General features: G+C 71.0%; 11 protein-coding genes. 4 read left to right on the top strand and 7 right to left on the bottom strand.

From position 1 onward, the window contains the following. The 4 genes from DFH01_RS03070 to DFH01_RS03055 form a co-directional block, all read right to left on the bottom strand. Positions 1-417 carry a type II toxin-antitoxin system CcdA family antitoxin gene (locus DFH01_RS03070; protein ID WP_199231116.1) on the bottom strand — a complete coding sequence of 139 codons (417 nt, stop codon included), beginning with the start codon at positions 415-417 and terminating at the stop codon, positions 1-3. Positions 418-464: 47 nt separating this feature from the next. Then, on the bottom strand, positions 465-1964 hold the full coding sequence (locus tag DFH01_RS03065) for a tripartite tricarboxylate transporter permease (protein ID WP_109868909.1): 1500 nt from the start codon (positions 1962-1964) through the stop codon (positions 465-467). A gap of 130 nt (positions 1965-2094) precedes the next feature. Further along, positions 2095-2595, bottom strand: a complete 501-nt coding sequence (locus DFH01_RS03060; protein WP_109868908.1) for a tripartite tricarboxylate transporter TctB family protein — start codon at positions 2593-2595, stop codon at positions 2095-2097. After that, positions 2592-3566 carry a Bug family tripartite tricarboxylate transporter substrate binding protein gene (locus tag DFH01_RS03055; RefSeq protein ID WP_109868907.1) on the bottom strand — a complete coding sequence of 325 codons (975 nt, stop codon included), beginning with the start codon at positions 3564-3566 and terminating at the stop codon, positions 2592-2594. The genes DFH01_RS03060 and DFH01_RS03055 overlap by 4 nt, the downstream gene beginning before the upstream one ends. Positions 3567-3696: 130 nt before the next feature. Here DFH01_RS03055 and DFH01_RS03050 point away from each other — a divergent pair, with 130 nt between their 5' ends. From DFH01_RS03050 to DFH01_RS03035, 4 genes are all read left to right on the top strand, one after another. After that, a complete protein-coding gene (locus tag DFH01_RS03050; RefSeq protein WP_109868906.1) occupies positions 3697-5028 on the top strand; it encodes an APC family permease in 1332 nt (443 codons plus the stop codon). A gap of 114 nt (positions 5029-5142) precedes the next feature. Further along, positions 5143-7452: an NADP-dependent malic enzyme gene (locus DFH01_RS03045; protein ID WP_109868905.1), complete on the top strand. Its 2310-nt coding sequence runs from the start codon at positions 5143-5145 to the stop codon at positions 7450-7452. Positions 7453-7482: 30 nt separating this feature from the next. After that, positions 7483-7929, top strand: a complete 447-nt coding sequence (locus tag DFH01_RS03040) for a DUF488 domain-containing protein (protein ID WP_109868904.1) — start codon at positions 7483-7485, stop codon at positions 7927-7929. Between the two features lie 122 nt (positions 7930-8051). Further along, on the top strand, positions 8052-11075 hold the full coding sequence (locus DFH01_RS03035; protein WP_158287597.1) for a VCBS domain-containing protein: 3024 nt from the start codon (positions 8052-8054) through the stop codon (positions 11073-11075). A gap of 177 nt (positions 11076-11252) precedes the next feature. Here DFH01_RS03035 and DFH01_RS03030 read toward each other — a convergent pair whose 3' ends face one another. From DFH01_RS03030 to DFH01_RS03020, 3 genes are read right to left on the bottom strand one after another with little or no spacing between them, the layout of a single operon-like run. Further along, positions 11253-12170: a 50S ribosomal protein L11 methyltransferase gene (locus tag DFH01_RS03030; RefSeq protein WP_109868902.1), complete on the bottom strand. Its 918-nt coding sequence runs from the start codon at positions 12168-12170 to the stop codon at positions 11253-11255. Further along, positions 12170-14374, bottom strand: coding sequence for an ATP-dependent helicase (locus DFH01_RS03025; protein WP_109868901.1), 2205 nt, complete (start codon positions 14372-14374; stop codon positions 12170-12172). Before DFH01_RS03025 ends, DFH01_RS03030 begins: the two co-directional genes overlap by 1 nt. Continuing rightward, positions 14371-14868, bottom strand: a complete 498-nt coding sequence (locus tag DFH01_RS03020; RefSeq protein WP_233255936.1) for a pentapeptide repeat-containing protein — start codon at positions 14866-14868, stop codon at positions 14371-14373. The genes DFH01_RS03025 and DFH01_RS03020 overlap by 4 nt, the downstream gene beginning before the upstream one ends. Between the last annotated feature and the right edge of the window lie 43 nt (positions 14869-14911).

Below are 14911 nucleotides of genomic sequence, written 5' to 3'. Positions count from 1 at the left end.
TCAGAACATCCGATGTTTCGCCAGCGGCAATCCGTGCTTCTCGATCCAGGCGTTCTGGGCGTCGAGCGCCGCCCGGTTCTCCTCCTGCCAGCGGCGGGCCTTCTCGGCGCGAATGGCGTCCTGGATCGCCTTGGCGGCGATTGCGTCGGGATCGAGGCCGAGGGCGCGGGCTTCGGCGGCCAAGGGGGCCTGGGTCTCGGCGAGGCCGTACGTGCGTGCCAGCTCGCCGCTCGGGAAAAAGTCCCCTGCCGTAACGGCACCACCGGTCGCCCGCGCGACCGCCTCCATCATTCCCTTGTCGCGTGGCGCAGCCTGGCCGGTCGCCCAACGCTGGACCGTCGAATGACAAACCCCGACGCGCTGGCCGAAGGCGCTCAGCGTCGTACCGGTCCGGCGCAGATAATCAGCCAGCGTCATATGCTTTGATCGCACAGCCGCGCTGTGCATTTCAAGCACAACGGCGGCTACCCCGCCATCCGCCGCAGCCAGGCCCCGTACAGCTTCGGGCCGAGCAGCGCCGCCACCGCCACCAGCAGGATCACCAGGCTCGCCGGCCGCGTGACGAAGGTGGACCAGTCGCCCTGGCTGATGGTCAGTGCCTGCCGCATCGCCTGCTCGGCCATCGGGCCCAGGATCATGCCGATCACCACCGGCGCCACCGGGAAGTCGAAGCGGCGCATGAACATCGCAATGATCCCGATGCCATACAGCAGCACCAGGTCCACCACCGAATTGCTGATGCCGTAGGTGCCGATCGTCGCGAAGATCAGGATGCCGGCGTAGAGCTGCGGCTGCGGGATCTTGAGGATGCGCGCCCAGAGCCCGACCAGCGGCAGGTTCAGCACCACGAGCATGACGTTCGCGATGAACAGCGAGGCGATCAGCGTCCAGACCAGCTCGCCCTGCGTGGTGAACAGCATCGGCCCCGGCTGGATGCCGTAGCTCTGGAAGGCGCTCAGCATGATCGCGGCCGTCGCGCTGGTCGGCAGGCCGAGGGTGAGCATCGGCACCAGCACGCCCGCCGCCGCGGCGTTGTTCGCCGCCTCCGGCCCCGCCACGCCCTCGATTGCGCCGGTGGTGCCGAACTCCTTCTGCGCTTCGGGCGGGGCTAGCTTCCGCTCGGCGTAGTAGCTCAGCATGGTCGGCATCTCGGTTCCGCCCGCCGGCATCACGCCGAAGGGGAAGCCGAGGCCGGCGCCGCGGATCCAGGGCCAGAAGCTGCGCTTCCAGTCGCTGCGCGACATCATGATGCGACCGACGGGCAGCACCTCCGCCTTGCCCTCCACATGGCGCCAGGCGAGGTAGAGCGTCTCCCCCACCGCGAACAGCGCGACCGCGACCAGCACCACGTTCACGCCATCCAGCAATTCGGGGACGCCGAAGGTCAGGCGCGGCTGGCCGGTCTGCAGGTCGATGCCCACCAGGCCGAGCAGCAGGCCGAAGAACAGGCTTGTCAGGCCGCGCAGCGCGCTGCCGCCCAGCACGGCGGAGACGGTGACGAAGCACAGCACCATGAGGGAGAAATACTCGGCCGGGCCGAGCTTCAGCGCGAGTTCCACGATCACGGGGCCGAGGAAGGCGATGCCGAGCGTGCCGACCGTGCCGGCGACGAAGCTGCCGATGGCGGAGGTGGCCAGCGCCGGCCCGGCGCGGCCGTTCCGCGCCATCTTCGCCCCTTCGAGCGCGGTGATGATCGAGCCCGATTCGCCTGGCGTGTTGAGCAGGATCGAGGTGGTCGAACCGCCATACATCGCGCCGTAGAAGATGCCGCAGAACAGGATGAAGGCGCCGGTGGCGCTGACGCTGAAGGTGATCGGCAGCAGCAGCGCGATGGTCAGCGCGGGGCCGAGCCCCGGCAGCACGCCGATCGCGGTGCCGAGGAAGCAGCCGAGCAGCGCCCAGCCGAGGTTGCTCAGGCTCAGCGCATTGGCGAAGCCCATCGAGAGGCCGGCGATGGCATCCATTATCCTGCCCTCAGGCGGCGCGCGCCACCTTCGGTGGCTTGCCTTGCGCGCCGACGCACTGTCGCGACGGCGCCGTTGCGCGCGTCGTGCGCGGGGCCGCGTTCGCGGCCCGGAGTATGGCGCCGCGCGATCACTCCGGCGTTCCGAACACCAGGCCCTCGACCAGGCCCGCGCCGATGTTCACGCCGAGCAGCTTGACGAAGAGCGTGTAGGCGCCGAGCGCCACGACGAAGGCGATCACGGCGTTGCGCAGATACGCGCGGGAGCCGAAGGCGGCCGCCACCAGCGTGAACTGCACCGTGGCGGCGAGGGTGAAGCCGAGCGGCCCGATCAGCACCAGGTTCGCCAGCAGCCCCGCCAGCAGCAGCGCCAGAGAGCGCGGATTGGGCGGCGGCGCCTCCGCGATCTCCGGGATGTCCGCCGACCAGCCGCCGCGCAGCGCCGCCGCCGTCAGCAGCGCGCCGAGCACCAGCAGCCCGGCGGCGACCAGCCAGGGAACGAGCTTCGGCCCGACCTGCGCGTAGAGCGGCGAGGTCGGGATCGCCAGCGCCTGCCAGACCGCGACCCCGCCGAGCCCCAGAACGGCGAGCCCGGCACCGAGATCCGCGCGGTCCGGCCGCGCCTTCGTCACGTCGCGAGGCCGAGGTCGCGGAGCACCTCCTCGGTGGAGGTGATGTCGCGGTTCAGATACTCCGCGAACGGCGCACCGGCGAGGAAGGCGTCGTCCCAGCCGCGCGTCTCGAGGGTCTGCTTCCAGGCCGGCAACGCATGGATCGCCGTCATCAGGTCGGTCAGCGCCTGGCGCTGGCTGGCATTGATGCCGGGCGCGCCGAACACGCCGCGCCAGTTGGAGGTGACGACATCCACCCCGCTCTCCTTGAGCGTCGGCACGTTCGGATCGGACCGGCGCTCGCCCGTCGTGGCCAGCGCGCGCATACGGCCCGCCTTGATCTGCTCGGCGAACTCCGAATAGCCGGAGATGCCGGCCTTCACCTGGCCGCCGATGATCGCGGCCTGGGCCGGGCCGCCGCCGGCGAAGGCGACATAGGAGGCCTCCCGCGGGTTGCGCCCGAGCGCCTTCAGGATCAGGCCGAGCGTGATGTGGTCGGTGCCGCCGGCCGAGCCGCCGCCCACCGCCACCGCGCCGGGGTTCGTGCGCAGCGCCTGCAGCAGCTGCCCCATGTTCTGGAACTCGGAGGAGGAGGGCACGACGACCACGCCGATCTCCTCCGTCATGCGCGCGATCGGCACCACGTCCTTGATCGTCATCGGCGACTTGTTGGTGATGCCCGCGCCGACCATCACCGAGCCGCCGACCATCAGGCTGTCCGCGCGGCCGCGGCGCTGCGACGCGAAGCGCGGCAGGCCCACCATGCCGCCGGCGCCGCCGACATTCTCGAACTGGAAGTTTCCGACCAGGCCGGCGCCGCGGGCCACCTGCTCGATGGCGCGGCCGAGGCCGTCCCAGCCGCCGCCCGGGCCGGCTGGGACGAACATGTAGATGTTGGCGAAACGCTGCTGCGCCCAGGCGGGCGAGCCCATCATGCCGGCTGCGGAAAGGCCGAGGGCGGCGGTGAACAGGTTGCGACGATGCAGGCTCATGGTTCCTCCCCGGAATCGATCGGTCTGCGGTGTTGCGGAAAGCCTAGGACAGCCGCACCACGGGCGCAAACGGCGCGCGCGAAACCGGCCGGCCGGCCGGCGCGTCTCGTACTGAGGAGGGCCTTGACGCATGGCGGAGCAGGGTGTCGTCGCCCAGCCGGGTCTGCAGCGCAGCATCGGGCCCTTCCAGCTGTTCGCGTATACGCTCGGCGGGATGCTCGGCGCCGGTATCTACGGCCTGGTCGGGCGCGCGGCGGGCGAACTGGGCTCGGCCGTCTGGCTCGGCTTTCTGGTGGCGATGGTCGCGGCGCTGCTGACAGGCCTGTCCTACGCTTCGCTCGGCAGCCGCTATCCGCGGGCGGGCGGCGCTGCCTACGTCACCGGGCGCGCCTTCGCCATGCCGCTGCTGACCTGGGTGGTGGGCCTGGCGGTGATGGCTTCCGGCCTCACCTCGGTCGCGACTCAGTCGCGAGTCGTGGCGGCGAACCTGCTCGCGCTCACGGGACTGCAGGCCGTGCCGGCAGTCGCGGTGGCGATCGGCTTCGTGCTGCTGCTGGCCGGCATCGTGCTGCGCGGCATCCGCGAGAGCATGTGGGTGAACATCGTCTGCACCGTCATCGAGGCCTGCGGCCTGGTGCTGGTGATCGTGGTCGGCATCGGCTGGTGGGGCAGCCGGCCGCTGCTGGAGACGCCGACCGGCGAGGGCATCGGCCTGTCCTTCCTGATGACCGGCGCGATCCTGACCTTCTTCGCCTTCATCGGCTTCGAGGACACGCTGAACGTCGCGGAGGAGGCGCGCAACCCGCGCCGTACCCTGCCGATCGGCATCATCGCGGCGATGCTCACCGCGACGGCGCTCTACATCGCCGTGGCGATCACCGCCGTCTCCGTCGTGCCGTGGCAGGAGCTTGCGGTCGCGCCCGGCCCGCTGGTGGCGGTCATGGCGCGCGCCGCGCCCTGGTTCCCGGAGTGGGGCTATGCCGCCATCACCCTCTTCGCGGTGGCGAATACCGGGCTGCTGAACTACGTCACCGCCTCGCGCCTGCTGCTGGGCATGGCGCGGCACGGGCTGTTCCCGCCCGCGCTGACCCGCATCCATCCGCGGCGGCACACGCCGCATGTGGCGATCCTGGCGCTGCTGCCGGTGGTGCTGGCGCTGGTGCTGGCGGGCGATATCGGCCAGCTCGCCGCGGCGACGGTGCTGCTGCTGCTCGGCGTGTTCAGCGTGGTGAACGTGGCCCTGCTGGTGCTGCAGCGCCGGGCCGGCGAACCGCATGGCGGCTTCGAGGTTCCGGCGATCGTGCCCGCCGCGGGCGCCCTGGTCTGCGCCGCGCTGCTGGCCAACCGGGTGCTGGCGGGAGACTGGCGGGCCCCGGCGCTCGCCGGCGCACTGCTTCTTGCCATCCTGCTGGCCTTCGCCCTGCTGCGCCCCGCCGCCACGCCCGAAGCGATGGAAGGCTGAGGCGGCCCGCCCGCCCTGCAGGCCCCCCATCGCCGCACCTGCGAAGCGCCCGGCTTCCGCCGCGACGCGCCCGGCCTCATAAGTGTCCCTGAGGTTGGGGAGAAAGCCGGAACGATGGACGACGCGCGCAAGACGCCTGGCGAGATTGTCGGGGACACACGCACGGCCCGGATCACGGCGGAGGAAGCGCTGGCCATGCATGCCGAGGGGCGCCCCGGCAAGCTGGAGATCCGCCTGACCAAGCCGCTGATCACCGCGCGGGACCTGTCGCTCGCCTACAGTCCGGGCGTGGCGGAGCCCTGCCTGCACATCCATCGCGACAAGAAGCTTGCCTACGACTACACGGCGAAGGGCAATTTCGTTGCGGTCGTGTCCAACGGCACCGCGGTGCTCGGCCTCGGCAATCTCGGCGCGCTGGCCTCCAAGCCGGTGATGGAGGGCAAGGCGGCGCTGTTCAAGCGCTTCGCCGACGTCGATTCCATCGACCTCTGCGTGGACACCGAGGACGTGGACGCCTTCGTCAACTCGGTGCGCTACCTCGGGCCCAGCTTCGGCGGCATCAACCTCGAGGACATCAAGGCGCCCGAATGCTTCGTCATCGAGCAGCGCCTGCGCGAGCTGATGGACATCCCGGTCTTCCATGACGACCAGCATGGGACCGCGATCGTCGCCGCGGCCGGGCTGATCAACGCCATCCACCTGACCGGGCGCGACATCAAGACGACTAAGCTGGTGATCAACGGCGCGGGTGCGGCCTCCATCGCCTGCGCCGAGCTGGTGAAGGCGATGGGCATGCGGCCCGAGAATGTTCTGCTGTGCGACACCAAGGGCGTGATCTGGCGCGGCCGGACCGAGGGCATGAACCAGTGGAAGTCGGCGCATGCGGTGGAGACGCCGGCGCGCACGCTGTCCCAGGCGCTGGACGGCGCCGACGTGTTCTTCGGCCTGTCGGTGAAGGGCGCGCTGACGCCCGACATGGTCCGCGCCATGGCGCCGAAGCCGATCATCTTCGCCATGGCCAACCCCGACCCCGAGATCACGCCGGACGAGGCGCGCTCCGCCCGGCCCGACGCGATCGTCGCCACGGGCCGGTCGGACTATCCGAACCAGGTCAACAACGTCCTCGGCTTTCCCTTCATCTTCCGCGGCGCGCTGGACGTCCGCGCCAGCACGATCAACGACGCGATGAAGATCGCGGCGGCCGAGGCGCTGGCCATGCTGGCGCGGGAGGACGTGCCGGAGGAAGTGGCGGGCGCCGGCGCCGGCAAGTCGCTGCGCTTCGGCCCGGAATACATCATCCCCAACGCCTTCGACCCGCGCCTGATCAGCCGCGTCTCGCCGGCGGTGGCGAAGGCGGCCATGGAATCGGGCGTGGCGCGCAAGCCGCTGGCCGACCTGCACCGCTACGCCCGCGACCTGGCGAACCGGCTGGACGCGACGGTCGGCGCGCTGGAGGCGATCGCGGAGTCGGTGCGCAACAACCCGAAGCGCGTCGTCTTCGCCGAAGGCGAGGAGGAGAAGGTGATCCGCGCGGCGATCGCCTTCCTCAATGCCGGCTACGGCACGCCGGTGCTGGTCGGGCGGGAGGACCGGATCAACGCGATCACCGCGGCGCTCGGCATTCCGCTGCCGGCGGGAATCGAGATCCAGAATGCGCGCGTCTCCGATTCCAACGTCCGCTACGCGGAGTTCCTCTACAAGCGCAAGCAGCGCGACGGCTTCCTGTTCCGCGACTGCCAGCGCCTGGTGAACCAGGACCGCAACGTCTTCGCCGCCTGCATGGTGGCATGCGGCGATGCCGATGCGATCGTCACCGGCAGCACGCGGTCCTATTCCGTCGCGATGGAGGGCATCTCCATGGCGATCGACCCCGTTCCCGGCCGCTCGGTCTTCGGGCTTTCGATCGTCGTCTCGCGCCGCGCCGGCACGGTGCTGGTGGCGGACACCGCGATCCATGAGCGCCCGAACGCCGAGACGCTGGCCGCCATCGCGCGCGGCTCGGCGGCGGCGGCGCGGCGGCTGGGGCTGGAGCCGCGCGTGGCCTTCCTCTCCTTCTCCACCTTCGGCGATCCGAAGGGCAGCATCCCAGGCTCGATCCGCGACGCGGTGAAGCTGCTGGCCGAGCGCGGCGCGGATTTCGAGTTCGACGGGGAGATGGCGGCCGATGTCGCGCTTGATCCCGCTCTGCGCGCGGCGCTTTATCCCTTCTGCCGCCTGACCGGGCCGGCGAATGTGCTGATCATGCCGGGGCTGCATGCGGCGCATGTGCTCACCAAGGCGGTGCCGAAGCTGACCAGCTCGCAGGTGATCGGCCCGCTGCTGACCGGGCTGACGCATTCGGCCCAGATCGTGCCGATGCAGGCGGGGGTGAACCAGATCCTGGACGTGGCGTGTCTCGCGGCACATGCCGCGGCAACCAAATGATGGCGCACGCCGCGGCGACGAAGTGACGGCGTGACCGGGCCGGCCGTCGCCACCATCGGCTACGAGGAGGCGACGCCGGCGGCGCTCGTCGCGGCGCTGCGGCAGGCCGGCATCACGACCGTGGTGGATGTGCGCGCGCTGGCGAACAGTCGCCGTCCCGGCTTCGCCAAGCGCGCGCTGTCCGCCGCCCTGGCGGAGGCCGGGATCGGTTACGCGCACATGCCCGCCCTCGGGACGCCGGCGGCCGGACGACAGGCGGCGCGCAGCGGCAAGCCCGAGGCGATGCGGCGCATCTTCGCCGCGCATCTCGCCGGGGTGGAGCCGCAGGCGGCACTGGCCGAGCTGAAGGCGCGCGCGGCGCGCGAACCGGTCTGCCTGCTCTGCCTCGAAGCCGATCCCGCGCAGTGCCACCGCACGCTGGTGGCGGAGGCCATCGGCCTGCCGATCCGCCACCTGGCGCCGGCCAGCCCCGCATGAAGCGCCGCGCCGCCAGGGCCTGACGGCGCCGGACGCACTGCGGCCCGGCACCCGACAAAGCGATCTTCCGGCCTCCCATCGCATCAGGCAACATGCCGTTGCGGAAACGGGATAGTTGCAGGATGGCTACACAACAGATCTGGTTCGGCACGCGCGCGGTGCGCTTCGAAGGCGGCGGCAACACCGGGCCGCAGATCGAGACCCTGGACGATGCCGGCGACTTCTTCACCCGGACCTTTCCCTGGGGCACCTACGACACCACCGGCAGCGAGTGGCAGCAGTTGCTCGCCTTCACCGGCACGGCCGCGCAGCAGGCGGCGCTCGGCGTGGACCTGTCGGACGGCGTGAACGCTGCCGATGTCGGCAAGGTGGACAGCACCGGCGACCTGCGTGTCGGCGCCGGCGTGACCGCGCAGAACCTGGCGGACATCGCCGGCGGCGGGCGGCTCATGGACGTGACCGGCACGCTCGATGCCTCCGACGACATGGTGGCCATCTCCGGCTTCGGGCGAAGCAACGGGGCCACCCTCTCCGGCGCCACGCTGGACGGCAGCGAGACCGGCAACCGCGTGGTGTTCTCCAACGCCACGGGCTTCGGCTTCCTCGGCGGCAGCGGCTTCGATCCGAATGGCGGGGCGACGCGGCTGAACGGCGGCGAGTCGATCGACATCGCGGTGCGGCTCGGCAAGGTGCTGGCCGAGGTCTCCTTCACCGTCTCCGTGCACGATCGCCGCGCGGCGGAAGTGCTGCTCGACAGCGACGGCCGCACCCTGCGCGACGTGAACGGCGCAGCGCAGGGCGGCTTCGTGCAGGACGGCTCGGCGGGCGAGCTCAACCTGGGCGTGCTGGCGCACGGCACGACGGTGCGGGTGGACTACCGCAACGAGGCCATCTGGGTCGGCGGCCTGGCGTTCACCGGCGATGCCGCGGCCTTCTTCGCGGCCTTCGAGGCCGGCGGCAGCACGCATGTCACCTTCGGCTCCGCGGTGGACGCCACGATCGGCTGGTCGGTGGCCGACCTGGTGCTGAGCACCGACGATCCCGCGGATCCCAATGCGCCGCCGGTGGCTGAAGGCTTCACCGGCGGCAGCGGCGACGAGGACACGTCGATCGCCGGCGCGGTGCTCGCCGCCGATCCCGACCTCGATCCGCTGACCTACACGGTCGAGGCCGGCGATGGGCCGGCGCGTGGCACGGTCATCGTCACGGCCGGGACGGGGGCCTTCGTCTATACGCCCGGCAGCAACGACAACGGCCCCGACAGCTTCACCGTGACGATCAGCGACGGCCGCGGCGGCGTCACGACGCAGCTCGTGAACATCGCGGTCGCCGCGGTGAACGATGCCGCGTCGATCTCCGGCACCGCGACCGGCACGGTGTACGAGGACGGCACGCTGGCCGCCTCGGGCGACCTCGACGTGGCGGACGTGGATGCGGGCGAGGCGCGCTTCGCTGATCCTGGATCGCTCGACGGGCTTTACGGCACCTTCACCTTCGATGCGACGAGCGGCGCCTGGGGCTACCTGCTCGCGAACGACCTGGAGGCGGTGCAGGCGCTGAGCAACGGGGAGACGCTGACGGACACGCTGACCGTCCTCTCCCTCGACGGAACGGACCAGGAGACGATCAGCGTCACCATCCGCGGCCGGCCCGAAGGCTACGCGCCGGTGAGCCTCGCCGCGATCGCCACCGGCACCAGCACGCTGGGCTTCAAGATCCTGGGCACGGTCTTCTTCGAGCAGGCCGGCTATGGCGTGGGCGGCGGCGGCGACGTGGACGGCGACGGCAAGGCGGACCTCATCATCGGCACCTTCCCCGCCGATGCCGCCGATACGACGGCTGCCTACATCGTCTTCGGGAAGGAAGACGGCGCGACGGTGGATCTCGTCGACGTCAAGGGAGGCGACGGCACGCTCGGCACCCACATCGTAAACCCGCTGCAGGATGCCTCGGGCGAAGCGGTCGGCAACGCCGGCGACGTGAACGGCGACGGGCTGGCGGATGTGCTCGTCGCGGCACGGTTCGACAGCACCTTGGTCAATGGCGGCGGTGCAGCCTATGTCCTGTTCGGCGGCGACCGCGTCGGCACGGCGAACCTCGGCGATGTCGGCGCCGATGGCGGCCCGCCCGGCTTCAGGATCATCGGCGAGGCGAACGCCGACTTCGGTGGCGGACAGGCAGGTTCGTCGCTCGGCGGCGGCGGCGACGTGAACGGCGACGGGCTGGCGGACATCGTGCTCGGCGCCCCCGACCTCGACGTGGGAGACAAGTCGCTTGCCGGCGCGGCCTATGTGGTGTTCGGCAAGGCGGATGCGGATGCCGTGGACCTTGCGGAGGTGGCCGCCGGCACGGGCGGGCTCGGCTTCAAGATCCTCGCCGAGGCGGCGCAGGATGGCCTGGGCTCCGCGGTAGGCATCGCCGGCGACGTGAACGGCGACGGGCTGGCGGACATCATCGTCGGCGCGCGGTTTCACGACCGCCCCGGCGCAAGCAACAGCGGCGCGGCCTATATCGTGTTCGGCAAGGAAGACGGCGGCGAGGTGGACCTGCTCGACGTCGCCGGCGGCAGCAGTTCGCTGGGCTTCAAGATTCTCGGCGAACCGTTGAACAGCGCCTTCGCCGGCTTCTCGGTCAGCGCTGCGGGCGATGTGAATGGCGACGGTCTGGCGGATGTGGTGGTCGGCGCGCCCGGTCCGGGCGCCTATGTGGTGTTCGGCAAGGCCGATGGCGGCGCGGTGGACCTGATCGACATCGCTGGCGGCGGCAGCACGCAGGGCTTCAAGATCGTCGGCGAGGCGGGCATCAACGACACGGGCTTGTCGGTGAGCGCGGCCGGCGACTTGAACGGCGACGGGCTGGGCGACCTGCTGGTCGGTGCCCCCTTCATCAACGCGGCCTACATCGTCTTCGGCAAGGCCGGAGGCGCGGTCGTGGATCTCGCGCAGGTCGCCGCCGGCACCAGCAGCGACGGCGTGAAGATCGTCGGCGAAGCGGGCGGCTCCACCGGCTATTCCGTCAGCGCGGCGGGCGACGTGAACGCCGATGGCCTGGACGACGTGCTGGTCGGCGCGCCGGGCCGCAGCGAAGTCGATTTCGCCAACGGCGCAGCCTATGTGGTTTTCGGCCAGACGGACTGGCTGGTCTGAAGCGCGCGCCTCGCCCAGCCGCGCGCACGACGAGGCCGATGCTGGTCGCGACGTGCTCGCGTCTCCGATGCCGCCTGTCCTTCACCGGCAGCGTGCCGTCCGGCGGCGCGAAGGCCGGCAGGCCCGCGAAGCGGCCCGGCAAGCCCTCGCAAGGGGCTTGGCGCGCAGCCGTCGGCGTCAGGCCGCCTTGCGCAGCACCAGCGTGGTCCAGGGGCCGACGGGCAGCGCGCGTTCCAGCCTGAGGCCGTGGCGGCGATGCGCCGCCAGCACCATGCGCGCCTGGGTGCCGAGCAGCCCGGCCAGGATCGCCGTGCCGCCCGGTGCAAGCCCGTTCGCCATGTGCTTCGCCATGGCGCAGAGCGGGCGGGCGAGGATGTTGGCGAAGACCAGGTCATAGGGCCGCCCGCCCCGCACATGGCGCTCGCCCCAGCCATCGGCGAGGCGCGCGCGGACCAGCCTGCCCACGCCGTTCATGGCCGCGTTCTGCTCGGCGACGCGCACGCTCCAGGGCTCGATGTCGGTGGCCAGCACCGGGCGCCTGCGCCGCTTCGCCGCGGCCATCGCAAGGATGCCCGACCCGGTGCCGAGATCGAGGATGCGCCGCATGCGCCGCCGGTCCTTCTGCGCACGCGCAAAGGCGACCAGGCAGCCGCGGGTCGAGGCATGCTCGCCGGAGCCGAAGGCGATGCCCGCATCCAGCACCAGCACCGTGCGGCCATACACGCGCGTCGCGGGGAGATGGGTCGGGCGGATGAGAAAGTCGCCGCCGATCTCCTGCTCGCCGAAAGCCTGCGCGGTGCGGGCGAGCCAGCCCTCCGCCTCCACCGGCGCCGCCTGCAGCGCCGCGTCATGGCCGGTGACGACGGCGGCGAGTGCCAGCGCGCCCGCCAGCTCCTCCTCCCCCGCGCCCTGCGGCCGCACGCCCTCGAGGCGCCACGTGTCGGTCGCCTCGTCGCGGAACAGCGCGACGGAGCGGCAGACGGTCTGCAGCGCAGCCTCATAGGGCGGGACCGCATCCTCGGGCAGCGCATCCAGCCAGATCGTCTCGAGCGGATCGGCGCGGCGGTCGCGCGGGCCGGAATAGGTGTCGCGCATCACGCCTCGCTCGCCTTGCGCAGGAACCGGTCCAGCACGCGCTTGGTGTCCGCCTTGTCGAAGGCGACCTCCAGCCGGTCGTCCTCCACCTGCAGCACGGTGCCGTAGCCGAACTTGTCGTGGAACACGCGCTCCCCGCGCGCGAAGCTCGCGGAATGCGCCGGGCGCTCCTTCACTTCCCAGGCGCCGGCCTCGATCACGCGCGGGCGGCGCGCGAGCAGCCCGCCACCGCCGAAGACCGAGGGCGTGTCGCGCATGCCGCGCGAGGCGGAGGCGCCTTCGCGCATGATCATCTCCTCCGGCAATTCGTCGAGGAAGCGGGAGGGAATGGCGGGCGACCAGTTGCCGTAGATGCGGCGGTTCGCGGCGTGGCTGATGATGGCGTGCTTCCGCGCGCGGGTGATGCCGACATAGGCGAGGCGCCGCTCCTCCTCCAGCGACTTCTCCCCGCCCTCGTCCAGGCTGCGCTGGGAGGGGAACAGCCCTTCCTCCCAGCCAGGCAGGAAGACGGTGTCGAATTCCAGCCCCTTCGCGGCGTGCAGCGTCATGATCTGCAGCCGCTCGCCCTCGGCGTTCTCGTCATTCTCCATCACCAGCGCGACATGGTCGAGGAAGCCGGCGAGGTTCTGGAACTCGCCCATCGCACGCAGCAATTCCTTCAGGTTCTCGAGCCGGCCGGGCGCTTCCGGGCTGCGATCCGCCTGCCACATGGCGGTATAGCCGCTTTCCTCCAGCACCGTCGCCGCGGCGACGACATGGCCTTCCTTCGCATTCACCTGCCGCCAGCGCGCGAAGCCCTGGATCAGCTCGCGCAGCGCATTGCGCGGCTTGGGCTTCAGCGCGTCGCCTTCGGTGATGCGGGCGGCGGCGTCGTGCAGCGGGATGCGCTCGGCGCGCGCCAATTCGTGCAGCGCGCGCATGCCGGACTCGCCGAGGCCCCGCTTCGGCGTGTTGACGATGCGCTCGAAGGCCAGGTCGTCGGCGGGCTGGTTCAGCACGCGCAGATAGGCCATCGCATCGCGGATCTCGGCGCGCTCGTAGAATTTCAGCCCGCCCACCACGCGATAGGGCAGGCCGAGCACGATCAGCCGTTCCTCGAAGCTGCGGGTCTGGAAGCCCGCGCGCACCAGGATCGCGACCTCGTTGAGCGAATGGCCGGAGCGGCGCAGCGATTCGATGCGCTCGCCCACCATGCGCGCCTCCTCCTCGCTGTCCCAGAGAGAGACGACGCGCACCTTCTCCCCATCGGCGTCGTTGCGCCCGGGCCGCAAGGTCTTGCCGAGCCGGCCGGTGTTGCGCGCGATGAGCCCGGATGCGGCGCCGAGGATCGGGCGCGTGGAACGGTAGTTCGCCTCCAGGCGCACGATCTTCGCGCCCCGGAAATCCTTCTCGAAGCGAAGGATGTTCTCGATCTCGGCGCCGCGCCAGGAATAGATCGACTGGTCGTCGTCGCCGACGCAGCAGATGTTCTGCGGCTGCGGATCGGGCCGCTGCGCGAGCAGGCGCAGCCAGTAGTACTGCACCAGGTTGGTGTCCTGGTACTCGTCGACCAGGATGTAGCGGAAGGCGCGGTGGTAATCCGCCAGCACCTCGGGATGCGTGCGCAGGATCTCCGTCATGTGCAGCAGCAAATCGCCGAAATCCGCGGCGTTCAGCGCGCGCAGCCGCTCCTGATACGCCTCATACAGTGCGCGGCCGCGATTGGCGGCGTAGTCCGTGTCCTCCGCCGGCGTGACGCGCGCGGGCGTCAGGCCCCGGTCCTTCCAGCGCTGGATGATCGCCATCATCCCCTGCGCGGGCCAGCGCTTCAGGTCCACACGCTCGGCCTCCATCACCTGCTTCAGCAGGCGAAGCTGGTCGTCGGCGTCGAGGATGGTGAAGCTGCTCTTCAGCCCGACCAGCTCCGCATGCCGGCGCAGCATGCGTGCGCAGAGCGCGTGGAAGGTGCCGAGCCAGAGACCCTCAACCGGCCGGCCGAGGATGTGCGCGACGCGCTCGCGCATCTCGCGCGCGGCCTTGTTGGTGAAGGTGACGGCCAGCACCTCCCACGGCCGTGCCTTGCCGCTCATCAGGATGTGGGCGAAGCGCGTGGTCAGCACGCGGGTCTTGCCGGTGCCGGCACCCGCCAGCACCAGCAGCGGCCCGTCCAGCGTCTCGACGGCCTCGCGCTGCTCCGGGTTCAGCTTCGCGAGGTAATCACTCATTGGCAGGCACCCACGCTGCCGGCGGCGCAGACGCGCTGCCCGTCGGTCCAGCGCACGCCGGCCAGCACGGTGTGGGAGAGATCGGCGCCCTCCAGATTGGCGCCGGTGAGATCGGCGCCGGTGAGGTCCGCGCGGAACAGCCTGGCGCGGCGCAGATCCGCCCCGGCCAGCTTCGCGTTGCGCAGCACGGCCCGGGTGAAGTCCACCTCCCGCAAGGTCGCGCCGCTCATGTCCACATCCGTGAGATCGGAAGAGACGAAGCGCGCATTGAAGGCGTCGGCGCCCGTAAGATTCGCCCCCACCAGCCGGGCCCGCTGCAGCGACGTGTCGCGCAGCACCGCGCCCGCCAGATTGGCGCCGGACAGGTCCCGCCCATCCAGCAGGCAGCGCCGCCAGACGACCTCGGGCCCGGCCGGATCGGTGCAGGCCGCAAGGGCGGGCGGCGCGGCAAGCAGGGCCAACGCGACGAGCGGGAGGAGATGGCGCGGGAACACACCCCAGGATATAGAACACAGATCGAACGTCTCCAACCGCGCC

This window comes from Falsiroseomonas bella (assembly GCF_003173615.1).
GTDB lineage: Bacteria > Pseudomonadota > Alphaproteobacteria > Acetobacterales > Acetobacteraceae > Falsiroseomonas > Falsiroseomonas bella.
Note: the sequence above shows the minus strand (reverse complement) of the source record. Positions and strands in the feature narration are given on the sequence as shown.

Bases quoted from the DNA above. Each gene is read 5' to 3' on its own strand.
- DFH01_RS03025 (WP_109868901.1), bottom strand. From the start codon at position 14,374: ATGAGTGATTACCTCGCGAAGCTGAACCCGGAGCAGCGCGAGGCCGTC.
- DFH01_RS03070 (WP_199231116.1), bottom strand. From the start codon at position 417: ATGACGCTGGCTGATTATCTGCGCCGGACCGGTACGACGCTGAGCGCC.
- DFH01_RS03035 (WP_158287597.1), top strand. From the start codon at position 8,052: ATGGCTACACAACAGATCTGGTTCGGCACGCGCGCGGTGCGCTTCGAA.
- DFH01_RS03045 (WP_109868905.1), top strand. From the start codon at position 5,143: ATGGACGACGCGCGCAAGACGCCTGGCGAGATTGTCGGGGACACACGC.
- DFH01_RS03055 (WP_109868907.1), bottom strand. From the start codon at position 3,566: ATGAGCCTGCATCGTCGCAACCTGTTCACCGCCGCCCTCGGCCTTTCC.
- DFH01_RS03030 (WP_109868902.1), bottom strand. From the start codon at position 12,170: ATGCGCGACACCTATTCCGGCCCGCGCGACCGCCGCGCCGATCCGCTC.
- DFH01_RS03050 (WP_109868906.1), top strand. From the start codon at position 3,697: ATGGCGGAGCAGGGTGTCGTCGCCCAGCCGGGTCTGCAGCGCAGCATC.
- DFH01_RS03065 (WP_109868909.1), bottom strand. From the start codon at position 1,964: ATGGATGCCATCGCCGGCCTCTCGATGGGCTTCGCCAATGCGCTGAGC.